Source organism: Nocardia sp. CA-135398 (assembly GCF_050955845.1).
In the GTDB taxonomy this organism is placed as follows: domain Bacteria; phylum Actinomycetota; class Actinomycetes; order Mycobacteriales; family Mycobacteriaceae; genus Nocardia.
The window spans coordinates 949,051-969,555 of the sequence record NZ_CP192084.1 but is presented as its reverse complement, the minus strand read 5'-3'; the positions used below and the strand labels follow the sequence as shown (position 1 = coordinate 969,555).

Annotated in this window: 22 protein-coding genes; 7 read left to right on the top strand and 15 right to left on the bottom strand. The window is 66.1% G+C overall.

The window, feature by feature from the left end:
• Positions 1-111 precede the first annotated feature (111 nt).
• Positions 112-1,095, top strand: coding sequence for an ATP-binding cassette domain-containing protein (locus ACQP1T_RS04540; RefSeq protein ID WP_433758703.1), 984 nt, complete (start codon positions 112-114; stop codon positions 1,093-1,095).
• The gene (locus tag ACQP1T_RS04535) at positions 1,092-1,931 is read left to right on the top strand and encodes an ABC transporter permease (RefSeq protein WP_433758702.1); all 840 of its coding nucleotides are present in this window, start codon (positions 1,092-1,094) and stop codon (positions 1,929-1,931) included. The genes ACQP1T_RS04540 and ACQP1T_RS04535 overlap by 4 nt, the downstream gene beginning before the upstream one ends.
• A 28-nt stretch (positions 1,932-1,959) precedes the next feature.
• Here the strand turns inward: ACQP1T_RS04535 and ACQP1T_RS04530 are convergent, their stop codons facing one another.
• Positions 1,960-5,517, bottom strand: coding sequence for an AfsR/SARP family transcriptional regulator (locus ACQP1T_RS04530; protein WP_433758701.1), 3,558 nt, complete (start codon positions 5,515-5,517; stop codon positions 1,960-1,962).
• Between the two features lie 214 nt (positions 5,518-5,731).
• On the opposite strand from ACQP1T_RS04530, the gene ACQP1T_RS04525 reads away from it, so the two are divergent.
• Positions 5,732-6,190, top strand: a complete 459-nt coding sequence (locus ACQP1T_RS04525; protein ID WP_433758700.1) for an SRPBCC family protein — start codon at positions 5,732-5,734, stop codon at positions 6,188-6,190.
• Between the two features lie 45 nt (positions 6,191-6,235).
• The gene (locus ACQP1T_RS04520; protein ID WP_433758699.1) at positions 6,236-7,108 is read left to right on the top strand and encodes a 1,4-dihydroxy-2-naphthoate polyprenyltransferase; all 873 of its coding nucleotides are present in this window, start codon (positions 6,236-6,238) and stop codon (positions 7,106-7,108) included.
• A 59-nt stretch (positions 7,109-7,167) separates the two neighbouring features.
• Here the strand turns inward: ACQP1T_RS04520 and ACQP1T_RS04515 are convergent, their stop codons facing one another.
• The 5 genes from ACQP1T_RS04515 to ACQP1T_RS04495 all read right to left on the bottom strand — a co-directional run bounded on the left by ACQP1T_RS04515 (position 7,168) and on the right by ACQP1T_RS04495 (position 9,964).
• Complete coding sequence (locus tag ACQP1T_RS04515; RefSeq protein ID WP_433758698.1) at positions 7,168-7,554, bottom strand: phage holin family protein; 387 nt, start codon at positions 7,552-7,554, stop codon at positions 7,168-7,170.
• Between the two features lie 77 nt (positions 7,555-7,631).
• Positions 7,632-8,210, bottom strand: coding sequence for a Clp protease N-terminal domain-containing protein (locus ACQP1T_RS04510; protein WP_433758697.1), 579 nt, complete (start codon positions 8,208-8,210; stop codon positions 7,632-7,634).
• On the bottom strand, positions 8,210-8,431 hold the full coding sequence (locus ACQP1T_RS04505; protein ID WP_040696163.1) for a hypothetical protein: 222 nt from the start codon (positions 8,429-8,431) through the stop codon (positions 8,210-8,212). Before ACQP1T_RS04505 ends, ACQP1T_RS04510 begins: the two co-directional genes overlap by 1 nt.
• 100 nt (positions 8,432-8,531) lie before the next feature.
• Positions 8,532-9,617 carry a PLP-dependent cysteine synthase family protein gene (locus ACQP1T_RS04500; protein WP_433758696.1) on the bottom strand — a complete coding sequence of 362 codons (1,086 nt, stop codon included), beginning with the start codon at positions 9,615-9,617 and terminating at the stop codon, positions 8,532-8,534.
• Complete coding sequence (locus ACQP1T_RS04495) at positions 9,614-9,964, bottom strand: DUF4229 domain-containing protein (protein WP_433758695.1); 351 nt, start codon at positions 9,962-9,964, stop codon at positions 9,614-9,616. The genes ACQP1T_RS04500 and ACQP1T_RS04495 overlap by 4 nt, the downstream gene beginning before the upstream one ends.
• 254 nt (positions 9,965-10,218) lie before the next feature.
• Here ACQP1T_RS04495 and ACQP1T_RS04490 point away from each other — a divergent pair, with 254 nt between their 5' ends.
• Both ACQP1T_RS04490 and ACQP1T_RS04485 read left to right on the top strand, forming a co-directional pair.
• Positions 10,219-10,428: a BldC family transcriptional regulator gene (locus ACQP1T_RS04490; RefSeq protein WP_062983746.1), complete on the top strand. Its 210-nt coding sequence runs from the start codon at positions 10,219-10,221 to the stop codon at positions 10,426-10,428.
• Positions 10,429-10,555: 127 nt separating this feature from the next.
• Positions 10,556-10,753, top strand: coding sequence for a hypothetical protein (locus tag ACQP1T_RS04485; protein WP_433758694.1), 198 nt, complete (start codon positions 10,556-10,558; stop codon positions 10,751-10,753).
• A gap of 189 nt (positions 10,754-10,942) precedes the next feature.
• Here ACQP1T_RS04485 and ACQP1T_RS04480 read toward each other — a convergent pair whose 3' ends face one another.
• Complete coding sequence (locus ACQP1T_RS04480; protein ID WP_433758693.1) at positions 10,943-11,563, bottom strand: hypothetical protein; 621 nt, start codon at positions 11,561-11,563, stop codon at positions 10,943-10,945.
• 293 nt (positions 11,564-11,856) lie between these two features.
• Here ACQP1T_RS04480 and lppU point away from each other — a divergent pair, with 293 nt between their 5' ends.
• Positions 11,857-12,522: an LppU family putative lipoprotein gene (lppU, locus tag ACQP1T_RS04475; RefSeq protein ID WP_433758692.1), complete on the top strand. Its 666-nt coding sequence runs from the start codon at positions 11,857-11,859 to the stop codon at positions 12,520-12,522.
• Positions 12,523-12,827: 305 nt separating this feature from the next.
• Here the strand turns inward: lppU and ACQP1T_RS04470 are convergent, their stop codons facing one another.
• The 8 genes from ACQP1T_RS04470 to hemL all read right to left on the bottom strand — a co-directional run bounded on the left by ACQP1T_RS04470 (position 12,828) and on the right by hemL (position 20,475).
• Entirely contained in the window at positions 12,828-13,715 is an 888-nt protein-coding gene (locus ACQP1T_RS04470; protein WP_433758691.1) for an MspA family porin, read from the bottom strand.
• Between the two features lie 323 nt (positions 13,716-14,038).
• Positions 14,039-15,007, bottom strand: coding sequence for a c-type cytochrome biogenesis protein CcsB (ccsB, locus tag ACQP1T_RS04465; protein ID WP_433758690.1), 969 nt, complete (start codon positions 15,005-15,007; stop codon positions 14,039-14,041).
• Positions 15,008-15,009: 2 nt separating this feature from the next.
• A complete protein-coding gene (gene resB, locus ACQP1T_RS04460; RefSeq protein WP_433758689.1) occupies positions 15,010-16,647 on the bottom strand; it encodes a cytochrome c biogenesis protein ResB in 1,638 nt (545 codons plus the stop codon).
• Entirely contained in the window at positions 16,644-17,480 is an 837-nt protein-coding gene (locus ACQP1T_RS04455; RefSeq protein WP_433758688.1) for a cytochrome c biogenesis CcdA family protein, read from the bottom strand. Before ACQP1T_RS04455 ends, resB begins: the two co-directional genes overlap by 4 nt.
• A complete protein-coding gene (locus tag ACQP1T_RS04450; protein WP_397033480.1) occupies positions 17,480-17,689 on the bottom strand; it encodes a hypothetical protein in 210 nt (69 codons plus the stop codon). Before ACQP1T_RS04450 ends, ACQP1T_RS04455 begins: the two co-directional genes overlap by 1 nt.
• A 61-nt stretch (positions 17,690-17,750) precedes the next feature.
• Complete coding sequence (locus ACQP1T_RS04445) at positions 17,751-18,374, bottom strand: TlpA family protein disulfide reductase (protein ID WP_433758687.1); 624 nt, start codon at positions 18,372-18,374, stop codon at positions 17,751-17,753.
• Positions 18,371-19,141, bottom strand: a complete 771-nt coding sequence (locus tag ACQP1T_RS04440; protein WP_433758686.1) for a histidine phosphatase family protein — start codon at positions 19,139-19,141, stop codon at positions 18,371-18,373. Before ACQP1T_RS04440 ends, ACQP1T_RS04445 begins: the two co-directional genes overlap by 4 nt.
• Entirely contained in the window at positions 19,138-20,475 is a 1,338-nt protein-coding gene (gene hemL / locus ACQP1T_RS04435; RefSeq protein WP_433758685.1) for a glutamate-1-semialdehyde 2,1-aminomutase, read from the bottom strand. The genes ACQP1T_RS04440 and hemL overlap by 4 nt, the downstream gene beginning before the upstream one ends.
• Positions 20,476-20,505 lie beyond the last annotated feature (30 nt).

The following is a 20,505-nucleotide window of genomic DNA, read 5'->3' as shown; positions in this document are numbered from 1 at the left end:
TGCGGCTGCCGGTGCGATTCGGCGTCCAGGCGAACATGCAAGTAAAGCGCAAGAGTGCGGCGACACCGCGATGCAAGGGGCGTGCAAGACGGTGGCCGCAAAGTCTTGAGCATGACTTCTTACACACCCACTTCAGCGCTCGCCGTCGAGGCGGACAGTCTGGTCAAGGTGTTCGGGGATCAGCGCGCCGTCGACGGTGTGAGCCTTGCGGTTCCGCAGGGCTCGGTCTACGGCGTGCTCGGACCGAACGGTGCTGGCAAGACCACGACCATCCGTATGTTGGCCACCCTGCTGCGCCCCGACGGCGGCAGCGCCCGCATCTTCGGCCGTGACGTCGTCGCGGAACCGACCGCGGTCCGCTCCCTGGTCGGCGTCACCGGGCAGTACGCCTCGGTCGACGAGGACCTCACCGCCACCGAAAACCTGATCATCTTCTCCCGCCTGCTCGGTCTCAGCCGCATCGATGCCAGGCGCAAGTCGGTCGAACTGCTGGAGGAGTTCGATCTCACCGAGGCGGCGAGCAAGCCGCTGAAGAACTTCTCCGGCGGTATGCGACGCCGCCTCGATCTGGCCGCCAGCCTGATCGCGACACCGCCGCTGCTTTTCCTGGACGAGCCGACCACCGGACTCGATCCGCGCACCCGCGCCCAGATGTGGGAGACCATCCGCCGCCTGGTCCGCGAGGGCGCGACGGTGCTGCTCACCACGCAATACCTGGACGAGGCCGATCAGCTCGCCGACCGGATCGCCGTCATCGACCACGGCAAGGTGATCGCCGACGGCACCGCCGACGAACTCAAGTCCTCGGTAGGCGGCTCCTCCCTGCACCTGACCCTCGTAGATCGGGCTCAACTCGACGAGGCCCGCCGCATTGTCGGCGACTTCCTCGGCGCCGAGGCCCAGATCACGCCGGAGGCCGGACGGCTCACCGCGCCGCTGCAGGACGCGGGCATGACCGCCGATCTGCTGATCCGCCTGCGCGAGTGGGAGATCGCGATCGACGAGATCACCGTCACCAAGCCCAGCCTCGACGAGGTCTTCCTCACCATTACCGGCCACCCGGCCGACGACGAGAACGAACGGAGCGCGGCATGACAACCATCACCGCCACCGAAAAGGCCGCGCGGCATGCGGCACCGCAATCCCTCCCGGAGGCCAGCAATCGGATCAGCCTGCGCCAGACCGCGGCGACCTCGATCACCATGGCTTACCGCGGCATCCTGAAGATCAAGCACAATCCCGAGCAACTGTTCGATGTGACGGTCCAGCCGATCCTGTTCACCGCGCTGTTCGCCTACATCTTCGGCGGTGCCATCGGCGGCAGTGTGCACGACTATCTGCCGATCCTGATTCCGGGCATCCTGGTGCAGACGGTCGTCCTGACCTCGGTCGTGACCGGCACTCAGTTGCGCGAGGATATGGACAAGGGCGTCTTCGACCGGTTCAAATCCCTGCCCATCGCCCGCATTTCGGCGCTGGCCGGTGCGTTGATCGCCGATATGGTGCGCTACGCGCTGGCGACCACGCTGACCATCGTGGTCGGCCTGGCCATCGGCTATCGGCCCGAGGGCGGTGTGGTCGGTGTCGTGGCCGCCGGACTGGTCATCGTGGTCTGCTCATTCGCGGTGAGCTGGATCTGGGCGCTGGTCGGCGTCACCGGTAAGAGTGCCGCTGGCGTGCAGGGCATTTCGATGATGGTGATGTTCCCGCTGACCTTCATGTCCGGTGCGTTCGCTCAGGTGAGCACCATGCCGGGCTGGATGCAGGGACTCAACCACGCGAATCCCGTGTACTACATGGTGAACACGGCTCGCGCGCTGATGAACGGCAATGTCTACGGCAGCGATCTGGCCTGGTCGCTGATCGGTTCGGTGATCGTGATCGCGATCTTCGCGCCGCTGAGCATCAAGGCGTACATGCGCAGGGCCTGATGACCGGAAGGAAGTCGCGGTGGGTGAGTCACCCACCGCGACTTTCGTCGTCGCAGGACAGTTCCTGCAGGAGGTCGAGGATCCTTGCGGCCGCTTGCCGCCGACGCATACCGGCGGCCCTGGCCAGCGCTTCGTCGAAGCGCTGGTCCCCCAGCGTCGGACGATGCAGAGCGGCGTGACGCCGCAATTCGGCCGACGGATTATCCTGTCGCCCTATCACTTTGGTGGCCAGCGATAGCAATTCCAGGCCGATCTCCGAATCGCGTCGGAGCGCGAGATAGAACGTTCCGACCGCATTCCCGACCGCACCGATCTGTGGCAGGTCATAGAACTGCCCGAGTCGGCCCGCTGCGATGCGCAGTAGCGTGCGCACGATATCGTCGGCGTCGGCGGCCCGCCCGTGCAGCACATACGCGTCCACGGCCCCGCTCGCGGTTATCAGAATGCCCGGGCCGGGCATCGTTTCGTCCTCGGGCCAGCCGTACAGGTCCAGTGCCCGCCGATAATGGCCCAACCCGGCGTCGATATCGCCTTCGGCGAGTTCGAGTTCCGCCATTCCGATGACGACCGGCGCCAGGCGGTGGTTGCGCCGGATGTGCGGATCGTCGATCGCGGTACCGTGCGCCGGATCACCATCCGCCGCGCCGAGCGCGAAACCCAATTCCCGCCGAGCCTCGTGGAGCCGACCCGACCCGATCAACGACACCGCGAGATAGCTGCGCATCTCCACGGCTTCCTCGTGTGCGCGCAACTCCCGCAACAGTTCCTCTGCCCGGCGGTAGTACCCCACCGCATCGGCGTAGTGCGCGGTCTGTCCGGCGAGCTGCCCGAGATGCTGGGTGACCATCGCCGTGCCCCAGACATCGTTGCCCTCGATCAACTGCAGGGCCGCCTTCGCGTCCCGGGTGGAGCCGTGCACATGGCCGGAGTTCTCCAGGACGTTCGCGCGCATGAACATCGCCGCGGCACGCACGACCGGGTCCGGCGACCGGGCGCCGTCCGCAAACAGCCTCGGCGAGCCCGAGCCCGAGGTATCCCCGCAGGCCATGACGCCGAGAAAGCGCGCTCCACTATTGAGATCGATTGCGGTGCTGAGCAACCGACGGATCCTGGCCCGGGTGGTCGCCACCTCACGCAGGTTGGAGCCGAGGAATACGACGTGCATACCGATCTGCAGGTGCGCCAGCATCTGCAGATCGGCGACCGTACCGCGCACCGGACCGGGTTCGGGGGCCAGGCTCAGAATCCGGCGCGCCCACCCGCTCAGCTCCATATGCGCGCCGCGCATCACCCACAGCGTGCCGACAATCGGAAAGACCCGGTACACCGTGCGGGCGTCCCTGCGCTCCAACGCATATCGCAACACCGTGACCAGGTTGTCGAGTTCCGCACCGACCGAAAGCACGGTTGCCACCTGCTCGTCGGACAGATAACGGTGCACCGCGGCGATCGAATAATCACGGGCCCACCGCGACATGCGATCCATCACCATTGGACGCTCGTCGACCGCACCCGAAATGCCAGCCGCCGCATCGGATCCGGTCAGCGCGAGCTGTTCCTCGCCGAATTCGCGCACCGTTTCCAGCATCCGGTAGCGGGTTCCGATCAGGCCTTCGTCGTCGTCCAGAACGGTGAGCAGCGATTGGCTGACCAGTCCGTCCACCGCCGTCGGCACGTCGTCGACATCCGGGCCGCCCGCCACAACTTCGGCGGCATCGAGGGTGAACCCGGCCGGAAAACGACACAGCCTGCGCAACGCGATCTGTTGCGGCTCTTCGAGCAGATTCCAGCTCCACGCGATCACCGCGTGCAAGGTGCGATGACGTTCCGGTGAGGAGCGATCGCCGCTGCGCAGCAAGGCGAATCGGTGTTCCAGCCGGGTCTCGATTTCCTCGACGCTCATGGTTCGCACACGAGCCGCCGCGAGTTCGATGGCCAGCGGCAGCCCGTCGAGTGTGGTGCACAGTCGGGCCACCACTTCGGGATCCAGGCGCACTGTCGGCCGCACCGCACGCGCTCTGGCCATGAACAGCTCGGTCGCGGGCGATCCGGCCGCATCGATTGCCAACGGCGCCAGCGGATAGACCGTTTCCGCGGTGATCGCCAGTGGCGCTCGGCTGGTGGTAAGGACACTGAGCTGGTCGCAGCTGCCGACCAGATCGGCGACCACCTCGGCGACCGCGTCGATCAGATGTTCACAGTTGTCCAGGATCAATAGCGTCGGGCGGGCGGCGAGCGCGTCGCGCAGTCGGCGACCGGCATCGCTGTAGCCGGTGGAGCGCCGCCACGCCGTCTCCCGGACGATCTCGCCGAGGCCGAGCGTCGCGCTGATCGCGGCCTCGACGTCGGCGCGCGGATCGGCGTCGGCGGCGGTATCGGCCCGCACCGAGGCCAGCTCCACCAGCACCACGGATTCGCCGCGCGCGACCCGTGCGCCCAATTCGTTGGCCACCCTGGTCTTTCCGGTGCCGCCGGGGCCGAGGACGGTGGTGACCCGGGATCGGTGTAGCAGTTGCTCGAGTGCGTCCAGATCGGCGGCACGGCCGAGCAGGGCGTTCGGGGCCGCGCGTAGGCCGATCGCGGAGAGGGCACTCGGCGATGCGGCAGCGGCCGAATCCGAAACCCGTCCAATCGAATCCAGCGCCGTCGCATCTCGCATTGCGGAATCCCGTACGGCCGAATCTCCCGCCGCGACCGATACGGTCGGACCAACTGATGTGACCGAATTCACGGATGGAACCGGATTCGGTACGGCCCCACCATGATCGGTGCGAGGTGCGAGACCGGGCACCGGATCACCGCGCAGGATCGCGGTATTCAGCTCCACCAGCGCCGGACCCGGATCCGCGCCGAGTTCTTCGATCAGTCGCCCTCGGATCGATGCGAAGACATCGAGGGCTTCGTTCGGCCGACCGGCCGCGGCGAGCAACCGCATCAAGGTGGCGTGCGCGGCCTCGTCGAGCGGCTGCGCGGCGGCGGTTCGGCGGGTGATCGCCACCGCGCCGTCCAGATCGCCGCTGGCGACCCGTGCTGCGACCTCCATCGACTCCAACGCGGACCAGCGCTGCGCGGCCGCGGTGCGCAACTCGTCGGCGAGGTCGCCCGCGGGGAGATCGGCACCGGGCTCGTCGCGCCAGAGCGATCTGGCACTGGTCAGCACGTCGAGACATCCGGCGTGGTCGCCGTCGGCCTGTTTGGCGCGGGCCGCGCGCACCAGGTCGTCCACCAGAGTCAAATCGACTTGATCGGCGGTCAGCGTGAGGCGGTAGCCCGCCGGACCGATCTCCAGCGCCGCATCCGGTAGCGCCGCGCGCAGTCGCGACACCTGGGTGTGCAGCGCGTTCATCGGCGCGCGCGGCGGCTGCTCACCCCACACCTCATCGATCAGCGCCTGGGCACTGCGGCTGCGGCCGGGACGCAGGGCCAAGGCGGCGAGCAGCAGCCGCGAGCGTGCCCCGGGTAGCGCGGCGAGCGTGCCGTCTCGGCGTAGCGCGATTTCGCCCAGCAGGGCCACTACGACCGATTCGCCTGCGGGCGTCGTCAACGTTTGACTTCGGCGGTTCGGGCCGCTCTGATCGGGAAACATTCCGTCGTTATCGTATGCGAGCCGCGCTGCGAGCGACGGGCACGGAGGCGGTAGCGCAAGGGCGAGAACCGTCGGCCGTCAGGCCGCCCGTCGAGGGTCGTGGTGGGCGACGGGCCCACGTAGTGACCCGGGAGTACCGCGATCGAATACCGCCGGCCAGGCTGACATGGTTTTTCGCCCCTGTTCGGACCGATAAGTCGCTTACGCTGTGCGCATGGCTGAGTTCGAAATCGTTCGGCAGGCTGTGATCACGGCCGATCCCGCGCGCATTCATGGGCTGATCGACAACTTCCACGAATGGACCAAATGGTCGCCGTGGGAGGACCTCGATCCGCAACTGCAGCGCACGTACTCCGGGCCGGACACCGGAGTCGGCGCCCGGTACGCCTGGGACGGCAACCGCAGGGCCGGTCGCGGCAGCATGGAGGTCACCTCCAGTGACGAACGGGAGATCGGTATCCGCCTGGCCTTCGAGAAGCCGTTCAAGGCCACCAATAAAACGACCTTCGAGCTCAACCCGGTCGAGGGCGGCACCGAGGTCGTATGGCGGATGACCGGGCAGCACAAGGGCCTGATGGGCGTGGTCGGGAAGGTGTTCCCGATCGACAATATGATCGCCAAGGACTTCGAAAAGGGCCTCGACCGACTGAAGACCGCCGCCGAAGCCAACTGAACCGCCCGAGCGGACCGAACCGCGGTTGCGCATTAGGCTGCGAATATGGCTACTGCAGCGCAATGGATCGAGGGCGCACGGCCCCGTACCCTGCCGAACGCGATCGCCCCTGTCCTCGCCGGAACCGGCGCCGCCGCCTCCATCGATGGCGCGGTGTGGTGGAAAGCGGTTCTCGCGCTGCTGGTTTCGCTGGCCCTGATCGTCGGCGTGAATTACGCCAACGACTACTCCGACGGCATCCGCGGCACCGATGACGTGCGGGTCGGTCCGCTGCGGCTGGTCGGGCAGAAGCTCGCCTCGCCCGCAGCGGTCAAGAATGCCGCGATCATCAGCCTGGCCGTCGGCGCGGTCTTCGGGCTGGTGCTCGTCATCGCGACGGCGTGGTGGTTGCTGCTGGTCGGCGCGGCCTGCCTGGCCGGTGCCTGGTACTACACCGGCGGCCGCAAGCCGTACGGCTACAGCGGGTTCGGTGAGTTGGCGGTCTTCGTCTTCTTCGGTCTGATCGGTGTGCTCGGTACCGAATTCGTGCAGGCCGAGCGGGTCGAATGGGCGGGTCTGGTGCTCGCGATCGGGGTCGGGGCGTTCTCCAGTGCGGTGCTGGTCGCCAATAATCTGCGTGACATTCCGACCGATACCGAATCCGGGAAGGTCACGCTCGCGGTCAAACTGGGCGATCCGCGGACCCGGACGCTGCACTTGGCGCTGCTCGCGGTGCCGTTCATCGCGACGCTGCTGTTGGTCGTCCGCACGCCGTGGGCGCTGGTCGGACTGGTCGCCGTGCCGTTGGCGGTGCGCGCCAACGCACCGGTGCGCTCCGGTAAGGGTGGCTTGGAATTGATTCCGGCGCTGCGCGATTCGGGGTTGGCGCTGCTGGTGTGGTCTGCGGTCAGCGCGTTGGCGCTGGGCATCGCGGGTTAGTCGGGTATCGCCGGTTGCGAGCGCGCGGGCGACCAGAACAGTCGCCCGCGCCGCAGCTTTCAGTCGTCGCCGTCCGGGACCAGGATGCCGAGGATCCAGTTGACCACCGCGACGATGATGCCGCCCCATACCGCGGCCCAGAAGCCGTCGATGCGCAGGCCATAGGCGGTGGTCTCGGTGATCTTGGCGGTGAGCCACAGCATCAGCGCGTTGATCACCAGCAGGAACAGGCCGAGGGTCACGATGACCAGGGGCAGTGACAGAAGTTTCACGATCGGCTTGACCAGCGCGTTCACCACAGTGAACACCACCGCGACGGCCAGGATGACAATGACTTTCCCGCCATTGCCCTTGTCCTCCGGACTCCAGATCTCGATCTTGTCGACCCAAGCGGCGGCCAACCAGATAGCGACGGCGTTGATAATCAACCGAATCACAAGCTGCATGCGTTGATGCTAGGCCCGACTGGCGGGCATGTGCTGCCACAAAACGCGAATCGGGTGGCGCGCACATGCCCGACCTCTCACGCCGCACGATCGAGCAGCGCGTGCACCTTCGGTCGGAGCGCGTCGATCGCCTCCGCACCGCCGAGTATGCGGGTGGTGGTCGCATTGGGCGCGCGCAGAATACCGAGCAGCAGATGCCCGGATTCGATGGACCTGTCCTTGCGGGCCATGGCTTCTCGCAGTCCCAGTTCCAAGACTTTCTTGGCATCCCTGGTGAACGGGATGTGACCCCAGTTCCGATCGCGGCCGCGGCCGAATCGGGACCGCTCCTCGGGCACCGCGCGTTCCAGCGCGTCCTCGCCGAAGGTCGCCTCCAGGCTTTCGCGCACCGCATCCAGATCGATGCCGATCGAACGCAGCGCCTCGGCGTCCTCGGCACCGAGCGGCTGGCCCTTGGCCTGTTGGCCGAGGCCTTCCAGCACGTCTCGGTGGGTGAGCCCGGCCTCCTCGAGCAGCGTCTTCAATTCCGGCTCGCCCTGTGCCAACAGACCGAGCAACACATGCTCGACCTCGATCTTGGGTGCGCGCAGTTCCCGCGCGTCTTCCTGGGCGATGACGATCACCGTCCGCGCCGACCTGCTGAACCGTTCGAACATCAGCGGTTCCCGCCTCTCCGGTTGTATTTCTGGTGGACCGCCTGCTTGCTGACCTCGAGCGCCTCCGCGATCGCCTGCCAGGACCAGCCCTGTTCGCGGGCATTGGTCACCTGGATCGCTTCCAGCCGTTCGAGCAGCCGACGCAGCGCGAGCACCGCGCGCAGCCCGACCTTGGGGTCCGGACTGCCTGCGGCGGCCGCCAGTGTGGTTGCTTCAGTCATGTCGTCAATTTTGATTGACGGACTGCGGCGTTGTCAACGAAAATTGACGAGATTCGCCGCAAGAGAAACCCGGCGGGCGGCCGGGGCGGGTTATCGCGTGCTAGCCGGACCAGATTCCGGTCGCGGCGAACTTCTCCAGGATCGCGGCGGGTTCGGTGAGATTCATGCCCTGCGCCTGCACCCATGCGTCATCGAAATACGTTCCGGCATAACGGTCTCCGCCGTCACAGAGCAGCGTTACCACACTGCCGGAACGACCGGCGGCGATCATCTCGGCGATGAGTGCGAACGCGCCCCACAGATTGGTTCCGGTGGAACCGCCGACGCGGCGGCCGATCACCCGGCTCGCGAGTCGTGCGGTGGCGATCGATGCGGCATCGGGCACCTCGATCATCCGATCCACCACCTGACCGATGAACGACGGCTCGACCCGCGGGCGGCCGATTCCCTCTATGCGCGAAGGCATTCCGGTCTGATATCCGGCATCGGCCGTTTCGTAGCCGCCGTAGAACGCGGAGTTCTCCGGGTCGACCACGGCCAGCTTCGACGGGTAGTGGTGATAGCGGATGTAGCGGCCGATGGTGGCGCTGGTGCCGCCGGTGCCCGCACCGACCACGATCCAGTCCGGCACCGGATGCGTCTCCAATTCCATTTGCTCGAAAATGGATTCGGCGATGTTGTTATTGCCGCGCCAGTCGGTGGCGCGCTCGGCATGGGTGAACTGATCCATGAAGTGACCACCGCATTCGGCGGCCAGCCGCGCTGCCTCGGTGTACATATCCGGCGGGCGCTGCACGAAATGGCAACGGCCGCCGTGGGCTTCGATCAACTCGATCTTCTGCGGCGAGGTACTCGCTGGCATCACCGCGACGAAATCCAGGCCGAGCAGTTTGGCGAAGTACGCCTCGCTGACCGCGGTCGAACCGGAGGACGCCTCGACCACCGTCGTGCCCTCGGTGACCCAGCCGTTGCAGATCGCGTACAGGAATAGCGACCGCGCAAGCCGATGCTTGAGGCTGCCGGTGATGTGGGTCGATTCGTCCTTCAGATACAGCTGGACGCGCCAGGAGCCGGGCAGCGGATACCGGATCAGATGGGTGTCGGCGCTGCGCTGCGTATCGGCCTCGATGAGCCGCACGGCATTGTCGACCCAGGCGCGTGGCGTACTGCGATCGCAGTACTTCACGAGGCCGCCCCGGTCGAGTCGTCGTCACCACGCAGCCGGGCACGCAACTGGGCCTTGTCCTGGCGCCGCTTCGCATCGACGACCGCGATGTCCTCGTTGACCCGAGCGCGCAACTTCTTGAACAGCGTCAGCGACAGCGGCATCGCGATGATCAACGCGAACAGGGCCGCGACCACCAGCGGGATCTCCACCGAGACGAGCCGGGCGACGCCGACGATCGCGGCGGTGATGACGACGACCAGCCCGAGCCTGGCGAGCGTGTACAGCGCCAGATTGCGGGCCAGCCGCGAGCCGACGCCAGCGGTTTGCTGTTCGGGTTCACCCTTCGGTGGCGTTGCCTCACTCACGCGGTCCAGCCTATGCGAAGCTGTGCCCACCCTCGGCGATACCTCCGATCGAGGTAAGCGCTGGCCTCGCCGACGCGCGGCGGAGCGCGAGGGACCAGGGGACAGACTGCGTCGGACCGCGCCTGACCAGGACCCGTATCCGTTTTGTCTATTACTTCCTCTTTACCAACTGTAGGTGGTTCGAGTACCTAGGGGTCGCAGTGCAACGATGGCGCCATCTGATGAGGGAACTGTCGAGAACGGAGAGGTTTGCTATGACTGCGATCACCGTCGGCGGCCAGGACACCCTGCTGACACCGGGCCAAGTAGCCGCCATGTTCCACGTCGATCCGAAGACCGTCACCCGCTGGGCCCACGCCGGGCGCCTCGGATCGCTGCGCACACCGGGCGGGCATCGCCGGTTCCGCGAATCCGAGGTACTCCAGCTGCTGAAGTCGCTGACCACCGAGGCGACCGCACGCTGATCATGGTCCGCGGGCCCATCGCGGTGAGCTCGATGTCACTGTCCAGGGGCCCGCACCCACCAATTTCGTGTCTGCGGTGTCCGAAGGCTACGCACGCGACTACCCTCGTTAGCAGGAGGTGAGCGACGTGACGTACCTGTTGGCACTCATCGCAGTCGTGGCAGTCGCGGTGTTGTGCTGGAAGGCGTTCGGCCCCGATAAGACAGCCGGACCGCCCACGCGTTCACCGCAACGCAAGCGCATCATGGGGCCCGACGACGACCCCGAATTCCTCTGGCGCCTTTCGCGCCAGCATCGCGATGGCGATGGGTCTGCCGAGCGCTGAATCGGTTGTGCCGGTTCGCTGATTCGCGGAGTCTCTCAGCGGGTGGGGCGATAGGGCGGTTGAGCGGCTGCCAACCAGCCGAATCCTCCACTCGCGCATAGACAATGGGCGTCACGCATACCCTTTGACTACCTCGCACAAGGTAGAGCCTGTGCGAGGTAGTCACCAGGTTTGCGACAGCTCAAACGATCACGGCTCGCCGTTGATGACGGCCATCAGGGCGTCCATGAAGGACTGTCCGCCCATGATGTAGCCGCCGGCGATGGCGCCGATTACCGCGCCGATGGGGCCGGTGATGAGGCTGAAGAAGAAGACGCCGACGATGGCGCCGATGATCAGGCCGAGGACGCCGCCGAGGACCACGCCGACGATGTTCTTGTTGATTTCATCGGTCAGGCGGGCCATGGAGTTGACCGGCTGCATCTCGCCGATGTTCTTGGCGGTCAATTTCGGTGTGAGGGCGAGGGTTCGGCCGTTTTCGGAGATCGTCTGGTCGACCGCGACCTTCGTGCCGGAGAGCTCGTAGGTCAAGGGGACTTCCGACACAACAGTGCCCTCATCGGATTTCAGCAAGACCTTGGTGCCGTTCTCGGCGAGTTCGAACTTGCCGCTGTCGACCTCGGTGGTCAGAACGCGGTCCCGATGTCCGTCCGAGATTTCGGAAGCCACTGTGTGGTAAGCGATTCCCTGCTCGACGCCGGAGGCCGACACCTCTTTGGCAACTTCCGCTGGCTTCGCATTCGCGGTACCCGCCGCGATTCCCACAGCGGCGATGGATATGAGGGTGACGGCGAACGTGCCGAACTTCATCAAGGTTTCCTTCTGACAAGCACCGGCCCCGGTAGCCGGTTGACGCGTCTAGCGCCACGTAGCTTGTTGCCCCGCACGGCATTTGGGAAACCCCTGACGGCTATCGTTATTCGATTGTTACGCCAGCATCCGACCCATGATCATTTCACAGAAGTATCCTTTTTATCCTCGAAAATGGCTGACTCGACGCGCACACCTCTGATGGTGTAGGCATGACGTGATCTCTAAACATTGCAATTTTCAACTTCGTATCTCGGCGCGCGAGTTCGAACAGCCCTGGAGGAACGTCACAGGTGTCACGTCAACGTGTCCGTGCGGGTCTCACCTTGACGGTCTTCATAGCTGTAACTGCGCTCGCCGCGGCCGTCGTTGCGGTGGCGGCGATGTCGCTGAGCAACGACAAGTCCACCACGAGCAGCCCCTCACCCGCGGCCCAGAACGATGTCGCGCCGACCACCTCGCCGGAACCGTCGTTCCCCGAACTGCCGCTGACGACCCCCGAGGCGCCGCCGACCACCTCCGCCATCCGCAGCACCTTCGACAAGATCGCGGGCGGCCTGAAGGTCGACGTCGGTGACTGCGTCGAGATCGGTGGCAGCGGAGACAATCCCACCCTCGGCAAGGCCGCCTGCGGTAGCGCGACCTCCAACTACAAGGTCATCGATAAGGCCGCCGAAAACGCCGCCTGCCCCGCCGACGCCGACCGCTCCCTCAACGACACCCTGCGCGGCGTCAATCGTGCATCGCTCTGCCTCGACATCGACTGGGTAGTCGGCGGCTGCATGGACCCGAACAAGGACAACCCCAAACGCCTCGACTGCAACACCAAAGGCGTCCCCAACGCGGTCCGTGTCGTCGACATCAAACAAAACACCAGCAACGTGAACGTCTGCTCCTCCAGCGACCGCGGAATCGTCTACCAGCAACGCCAATTCGTAGTCTGCGTCCGCCGCTTGTAAGTCGCACTATTCGGCCATCGAGGGCCGATGGGTGATCGATCAGCGTTCGCCACGCCGCAGTCCACGGGAAACTGTCGACCACGTCGCTGCCTGCCTCGGGCTCGTGGGGGGTCCTCGATCAGCACGGTCACGCCGCACGGCACGCGACTACGCGCCCAGACCGGCGTGACCGATCGGTAGGTGACCGCGTTCGGCCCGCTGAACGCCGAAATGCGCACGCATGCGATAGAACTCGTGGCCATGGGGCGCGAGGGACGCTGACAGGGGCCGACTGTGCGGCGATTCCGAGTCAGGTCCCGGATGGATCAGAAGGTGAACTGGCTGCCGTAGGCGGAGGTCTGCACCGTCTCCAACGCGGTACTCACCGTGGCGGTGACGAAGGGGACGGCCGATACCGGTGAGGCACACTGGCCGACGTTCAACGCGGCGTTGTTGAAGATGAAGTGGTACGGGAAAACGGTCTTGTCGTCCAGGTTGACCGTGACGGTCGTGACAGTGGTGATCTGGCCCGGTGCCAAGGTGGCTTCCAGGACCTGTGTCAAACCAAGGGTCCCGCCGACGGTCGGTCCGAGGCTCGCGCTGGGGGCCGAGGCACTCGGGGATGTGGTGTCGGCGCTCGCGGAGGTCGTAGCGGCATCCGGAGAGGTCGTAGCAGCACTCGCGGTGGTGGTAGCAGCACTCGCAGTGGTGGTAGCGGCACTCGCGGTGGTCGTAGCGGCACTCGCGGTGGCACTAGGGGATGTGGTGCTGGCACGCGGCGGTGTGGACCCCGGCGTCGCAGTCGCACTCGACAGTCTGGCGGCAGCGTTCTGCTGGCTGAATTCGGGGGAAATACTCGCCAACAGCCCTTGATTGGGATCGATTCCGACGGTGAAGCCATTGTCCACACTGAGCGCGCAGCCGAGGAGGTACCCCGCGACGGCCTGGCCGGACGTTATTCCATCGCCCTGCACGTTCAGCGAGTAGTCGCCGGATAGCTGGGCGGCATGCGCGAAGGTCATGAGGAAGTTCGGCATCCGGTCGCCCGGTGGGTCCACTGCGACCCTCTCCACCGAGGTCGTCACATGAATCCCGGCACCGGATACGTCCGCACCGGGCGCTTGGGCTCGGCTCGGCTCGGCGCCGGGCCACACAACCACGGCCAGGACTGCCGCGACCACACCGGTCGCGATAACAACGAATCGAGGTCGCATATCTGATCCCGTTTCGAATCGGATGTACATCGGCGGCGAAATCGCACGAACAGACCCACATAGCTAATATTTGGCAAGCATAGTGGGACATCAGCCCGGCTCGTTCAGGCTGCGGGGCGTGTCACCCACCGCACAAGGCTCAGCCATAGATTCGCCGAGCGCACATGGAGCCGACAATTCGTCACACCGAGTGTTCAGCCGTCCCGTCGGTGTCGTGAGTTATCGCCAGGCGCAGTCGTCGAGCTTCGGATCGCAGGCTGGCCTCCGCATCGACGATGTCGACTTCGACGACGCCATGTCCTACCCGCGACCTTTTTCGACCCTCAGTTCAGCCCGGCGTAAGAGTGCAGCCCGCTGATCACGATGTTGATGATGAAGAGATTGAAGAGCATCGCGACGAAACCGGCGATGTTGATGTAGGCGGCCTTGGTGTCGCGCCAACCCGAGGTGGCGCGGGCGTGCAGGTAGGCGGCGTACAACACCCAGGCTATGAAGGAGCAGGTTTCCTTCGGGTCCCAGCCCCAGAAGCGGCCCCAGGCGGCTTCGGCCCAGATGGCGCCGAGGATGACACCGGCACCGAACAAAGGGAAGCCGATGATCGTCGTCTTGTAGGCCAGACGGTCGAGGGTGCGGGCGTCGGGGAGGCGGCGGGCGATGGTGCCGAGGATGTTGTCGGATTCGGCGCCTTCGGGCTGACGCAGGCGGTAGAGGAACAGCAGGCTGGCTATGCCTGAGACCAGGAAGACGCCGCTGCCGATGCTGACGATGGTGACGTGAATGGGCAGCCAGAACGACTTCAGTGCGGGCACAACGGGTGCCGCGTCGGCGTAGAGGACCGTACCGGCCAGGAACAGCAGGATCAGGATCGGGACGAGCAGGAAGACCCACATCGAGCGATAGCGCTGTTCACGCAGGAACACCATGCCGACCACGGCGGCCGCGGCGGTCGCCATGGTGACGAATTCGTACATATTGCCGAGCGGAAAGCGGTGGGTCGCGAAGCCGCGCAACACGATCGAGGTCACATGCAGGGCGATGGCCACGAACAGCACCGAGAACGCCATATTGCCCGCGCGCTCGGCGAACGGCTTGGCCTGCGGCGTATGGACCCGGCCTGGTCCGGCGGGACGATCGGAACCGCCGCCCGCGGTCACCAGTTCGCGCGCGACGACCTGCTGCGTCCGCGCCGCCGCGTACTGCACGATCAGCAGCACCAGCACCAGCGCGTACACGACGATCGCCGATTTGAAGGCGAGATCGCTGTACTGGGCGATGGTCTCGTCGATCGGCATGGTCACTCTCCCGTGGCGGATCGGTCATCGAGCAGGCGCTTGCGCAGGCGATCGAATTCGCTGCCCCAGCCCGCCTGATCGGTTCTGGCGAGCCCGCCCATCTCTACTACGGTGCGTCGTTTGTCAACGGTACCCGCTTCGTCACCGGCCGGGTAGCCGCGGATCCAGATGCGTCGCCGCTTCACCAGCAGCGACACCAGCAACCCGGCCATCATGGCCAGCGCGCTCACCAGCACCCACTGCTGCGCCGGATCGTGCGATACCTGCAGATTCACGAATTCCTGCGCACCGTCGAAGGTGACCTTGGTGCCATTGGGCAGGGTCGACGACTCGCCGGGACGCAGGTTGACCCTGGCCTCCTTGGTCAGTCGTCCCTGCTTGACCTGCTCCGGATCCAGCGCGAACAGCGACTGCGGCTTACCGGTATCGAGACCGGTATCGCCGCGATAGATGTCCACCGCGACGGCCGGATCGTTCATGGTCGGGAACGACGAGGTCAGCAGGCTGCCGTGCAGCAGCGCGGTCGGCGCGAACAGGCCCTCGATGGCGATCTGGTTCTTGCGGCGCTCTTCGTCGGTCGCGTACATGCCGCCGGGCGGATCGATCCGCAGCACACCGCTGGACAGGAAGGTCTGCGCATTGTCGGGCCGCCATTGCACGGTCTCGGTTCGGGTCTGGCCATTCGGGAAGGTCACCGTGAACGTCGGCGCGTAACCGTGGCCCTGCAGATACAACCGGTCCCCCGAGACCCGCAGCGGATGATTCACCTGGACCTGCGCATCGCGCCAGGTATCGCTGCGCAGATCGCCACCAGCCTGGTATTCGATATGCGAGGTGAACATCTCGGCCTGGCCGTTCTGCAGGTAGTCGGCCTCGAAGTCCTTGACCCGCACACACAATGGCGCCATACCGGTGCCGTCGTTGATATTGCCCGCCTTGAACGAGTCGAAGACGGCGGGCGAGGTGGTGCAGAAGCCGGGACCGTTGTTCGCGATGACGATCACGCTGCCCTCGTAACCGAACAGCTTGCCGACCGCGATGGCGACGAGCAGTCCGACCAGGGCCAGATGGAAGACGAGGTTGCCGAGTTCGCGGGTATAACCCTTCTCCGCGGAGAGGGTGATCTCACCTTCGCGAGTGCCCTCGCGCACCTCGGTCCGCCAGCCGCGCAACTCCTTTCGAGCGTGCTCGAGCACAGCGTCCGGGGTACCGTCGATCGTCTCGGAGTAGTGATGCGGCAGCCGAGACAGGTTGCGCGGCACCCGAACCGGCGGCGTGCGCAGTGCGCGATAGTGATCGAGGCAGCGCGGCAGAATGCAGCCGACGAGCGAAATGAACAGCAGTGCATAGATTGCCGTGAACCAGAAGCTGGAGAACACGTCGAACAGCTGGAACCGGTCCATCCACGGGCCGAGCGTCGGGCGGTCGGCGATGTACTGATCGACCTTGCCCTCGTTGAGATTTCGCTGCGGCAGCAGCGCACCAGGAATCGCACCCAGGGCCAGCAGGAACAGCAATACCAGCGCGGTGCGCATACTGGTCAGCCCGCGCCAGGCATTGCGCACGAGCGCCAAGGCCCGCCCGACCAGGGACTGCTTCGGCGGCGTCACCGACGCCTCGGGTCGGTCGATCACGGTCATATCGGCAGCGTCACCCCGGAAACGAAACCGTCGCGCACCCAGGCGACGAACTGATCCCACGCCCCCGTGACCAACGCGACACCGACCGCGACGAGCAATATGCCCCCGATGACCTGAATGGTGCGCGAATTGCGCCGCAGCCAGCCGACCCCGCGCAACGCACTCGCCGACCCGAAGGCCAGGATCACGAACGGCAGTCCGAGGCCGAGGCAGTAGGCGACGATCAGCGCAACCCCGCGCACGGCCGTCGTGCCCTCGGTTCCGGCCGAAACCGCCATCACCCCGGACAGCGTCGGCCCGAGACACGGCGTCCAGCCGAGTGCGAAGACCGCGCCGAGCAGCGGAGCGCCCAGAACACTGGTGAGCCTGCGCGGCTCCATCCGTGTATCGCGCTGCAACGCGGGGACCAGACCGATGAACACCAGACCCATCAGGATGGTGACCACACCGCCGACCCGTTGCAGCAGTTCACGATTGACGTTCAAGGTCTGGATGACGCCGAAAACCGTTGCGGTGGCGAGCACGAACACCACGGTGAAGCCCGCGACGAACAGACCGGCCGCACCGGCGACTCGGATCCGACCCGTACGTGCCGCAGCCCGATCGACCGAAACCACTGTGCCGCCAAGGCTTTTGGCCTGCGCAGCGGTGGCGGGCGGCGCCTCGGCGCCGACCAGCCCGGCCAGATAGGACAGGTAACCCGGCACCAGCGGCACCACACACGGCGAGGCGAACGAGACCAGTCCGGCCAGTACGCACGCACCGAGCGCCAATAACAGCGGCCCCGTCGCCGCCGTCTGCTGGAACGAATCACCTACTGCGGCAAGCACCATCAGTCGGACTCCACCGGGGGCCGATCAGCTCGCTCGGGCACCGGGGCGGCTTCCGGGGCGAAATCCATCATGGAATCGGCTGCGGCGCTGCGCGGTACGGCGGCAACGCCGACCCACCGGTCATCGACCGTCCAGACACCGCGAACGAGACGGGCGGCCTGCCGCGGGCGACAGGCACGCGGGCTACGAGTACGGCGATCGCGATTCACGATTGCACCTTCCTACCGCTCGCTATCGAGCGGGACGTGATCTGGGCATGGGCCGAACGGGTCACTGCGAACCTTCCGCCGCAATGCGTTCGACAACTGGTTGGAGGTCTTCCGCCAAGAGCGAGCGGAGGAAGACAGCGGCGACCCGATGTTGCCGATCCAGCACAAGCGTGGTGGGAATGACACTGGTCGGGAAGTTGCCGCCGAGCGCGAGCAGGGTGCGCATGGACGGGTCGTAGACGGACGGATAACCGACCTTGTTGTCCACGACGAAGTCCTGCGCCTTGTCCTGCTGGAAATCACGGACATTGATGCCGAGAAACACGACGCCCCTGTCCTTGGTTGCCTCGAAGACCTTTTCGAGCGCGGGCGCCTCGGCACGGCACGGCCCGCACCACTGCCCCCACAGATTGAGCACGACCACCTTGTCCGGGAAGTCGGCGACCGAGGTGGTCTTGCCCGAGGTCATCAGATCCGGCCCGGCGAGCTTGCCGACGGTGCCACGCGCGGCGGGCGGATCGTAGAAAATATCGGTTTTGCCGCCGGGCGAGACGAATTCGAACGTACCGCCGGAGGCCACCGCATCCTTCCCGGTCGAACAACCCGCGAGCGCGACCACCAGGGCCACGCACGCGAGCAGGACCGGCGCGAAACGCCGGGCCGACGGCCGGGAAGAAGTTCTCATGCGCCGTGCACCGTGGGATCCGAACCGCCTGCGGGCTCGGAGTAGACGATGTCGACGAGGGTGTCGCCCTGGTAGACCAGCGAGGTCAGCGAGGCGAGCGAGCACTGCCGATGCCGCGGATCGTGCCAGAGCCGCTGGCCCTGCAGGAACCGCCGCAGCGTCCAGACCGGCAGCTGATGCGAAACCAGCACCGCCTCGTGTCCGGCCGCCTCGACCCTGGCCTTATTGACCGCGGCCAGCATGCGGTGCGCGATCTGCAGATACGGCTCGCCCCAGGACGGGGTGAACGGATCGCGCAACTTCCACCAGTGCCTCGGCTTGCGCAGCGCACCGTCGCCGACCGAAACCCGCAGGCCCTCGAAGGTATTACCGGCCTCGATCAGGTTCTCGTCGGTGCGCACGAGCAGCCCGTGCTGGCGCGCGATCGGCTCCGCGGTCTCCTGCGCACGCTGCAGCGGCGAGGCGATCACCAGCGCGATGTCGTGATCGGCCAGCGATCGCGCGACCGCACCGGCCTGCGACCGACCGGTCACCGACAGGCTGAATCCGGGCAGGCGACCGTAGAGAATGCCCTTCGGATTGTGCACCTCGCCGTGCCGCAGCACATGCACGATGGTCTCGACGGTGTCGTCGGCGACAACGCCGGATTCGTCAATGGCGCTCGACTGCTCGGGCGCACCGGCATCGGATGTGACAGCGGCTTCCGCGCTGTCGACAGGGGTATCTGGTAGTTCGCGCATTTCTGAATCTGGCTGGTCGGAACTCACGCGCGGGATCCTTCGGGGGTGGCGGCCGCGGCCGCATGTGCGGCGGCGGGCAGGGCGGCGGCGATACGGTCGAATGCGTCCTCGTCGAGCGCCGCGGAGACGAACCATGCCTCGAACGCGCTCGGCGGCGCGTACACACCGCTGTCGAGCAGTGCGTGGAAGAAAGCGGGGAAACGCCAGGTCTGGCTGGCTTTGGCGGCGGCGTAGTCGGTGACCGGACGGTCGGCGAAGAACACGCTCACCATATTGCCCGCGAACTGGACCTGATGCTCGACCCCCGCGGCACCGAGTGCCTCGGTGAACAAACCACCCAGTCGCTCGGCATTGCGATCGAGTGCGGCGTACACCGCGTCATCGGCCGCACGCAGCGAGGCGAGCCCCGCGGCGACGGCGACCGGGTTACCGGACAGGGTGCCCGCCTGATACACCGGTCCAAGCGGCGCAAGGTGATTCATGATCTCGGCGCGGCCGCCGAATGCGGCGGCAGGCAGACCGCCGCTCATCACCTTGCCGAAGGTGTAGAGGTCACCGGCGACACCGTCGCGGCCGAACCAGCCGGACCGGCTCACCCGGAATCCGGTCATCACCTCGTCCATGATCAGCAGCGCGCCATCATCGGCGGTCAGCTTGCGCAGGCCCTCGTTGAAACCGGGCAGCGGCGCGACCGCGCCCATATTGCCCGCGGCCGCCTCGGTGATCACACACGCGATTTCACCCGGATGCGCGGCGAAGGCGGCGGCGACGGCATCGATGTCGTTGTACGGCAGCACGATGGTGTCGCCCGCCTGCGCACCGGTGACACCGGGCGAGGTCGGTAGGCCGAGCGTCGCGACGCCGGATCCGGCGTCGGCGAGCAGCGCGTCCACATGGCCGTGGTAGCAACCCGAGAACTTGATGATCTTGGCGCGACCGGTGTAGCCGCGGGCCAGTCGGACCGCGCTCATGGTCGCCTCGGTGCCGGAGTTGACCAGGCGGACCCGGTCCACCGGCGCCATCCGTTCGGCGATCAGCTCGGCGAGTTCGATCTCGGCCTCGGTCGGCGCACCGAAGGACAATCCGCCGACGGCCGCGCGCTGCACCGCCTCGACCACCTCGGGATGCGCGTGGCCGAGAATCATCGGACCCCAGGAACACACCAGGTCGACATATTCGTTGCCGTCGACATCGATGAGTGTGTAGCCCTTGGCCGATGCGATGAATCGCGGTGTGCCGCCGACGGACTTGAAGGCCCGCACCGGCGAATTCACACCACCCGGAATCACCGAAGCGGCCCGGTCGAAGAGCTGAGCCGAGACCGGCACCGATGCCCTGGTCGCGCGCGGAGAAGAACTCACGACGTCCAGTGTCTCAGCCCGATTGGAACG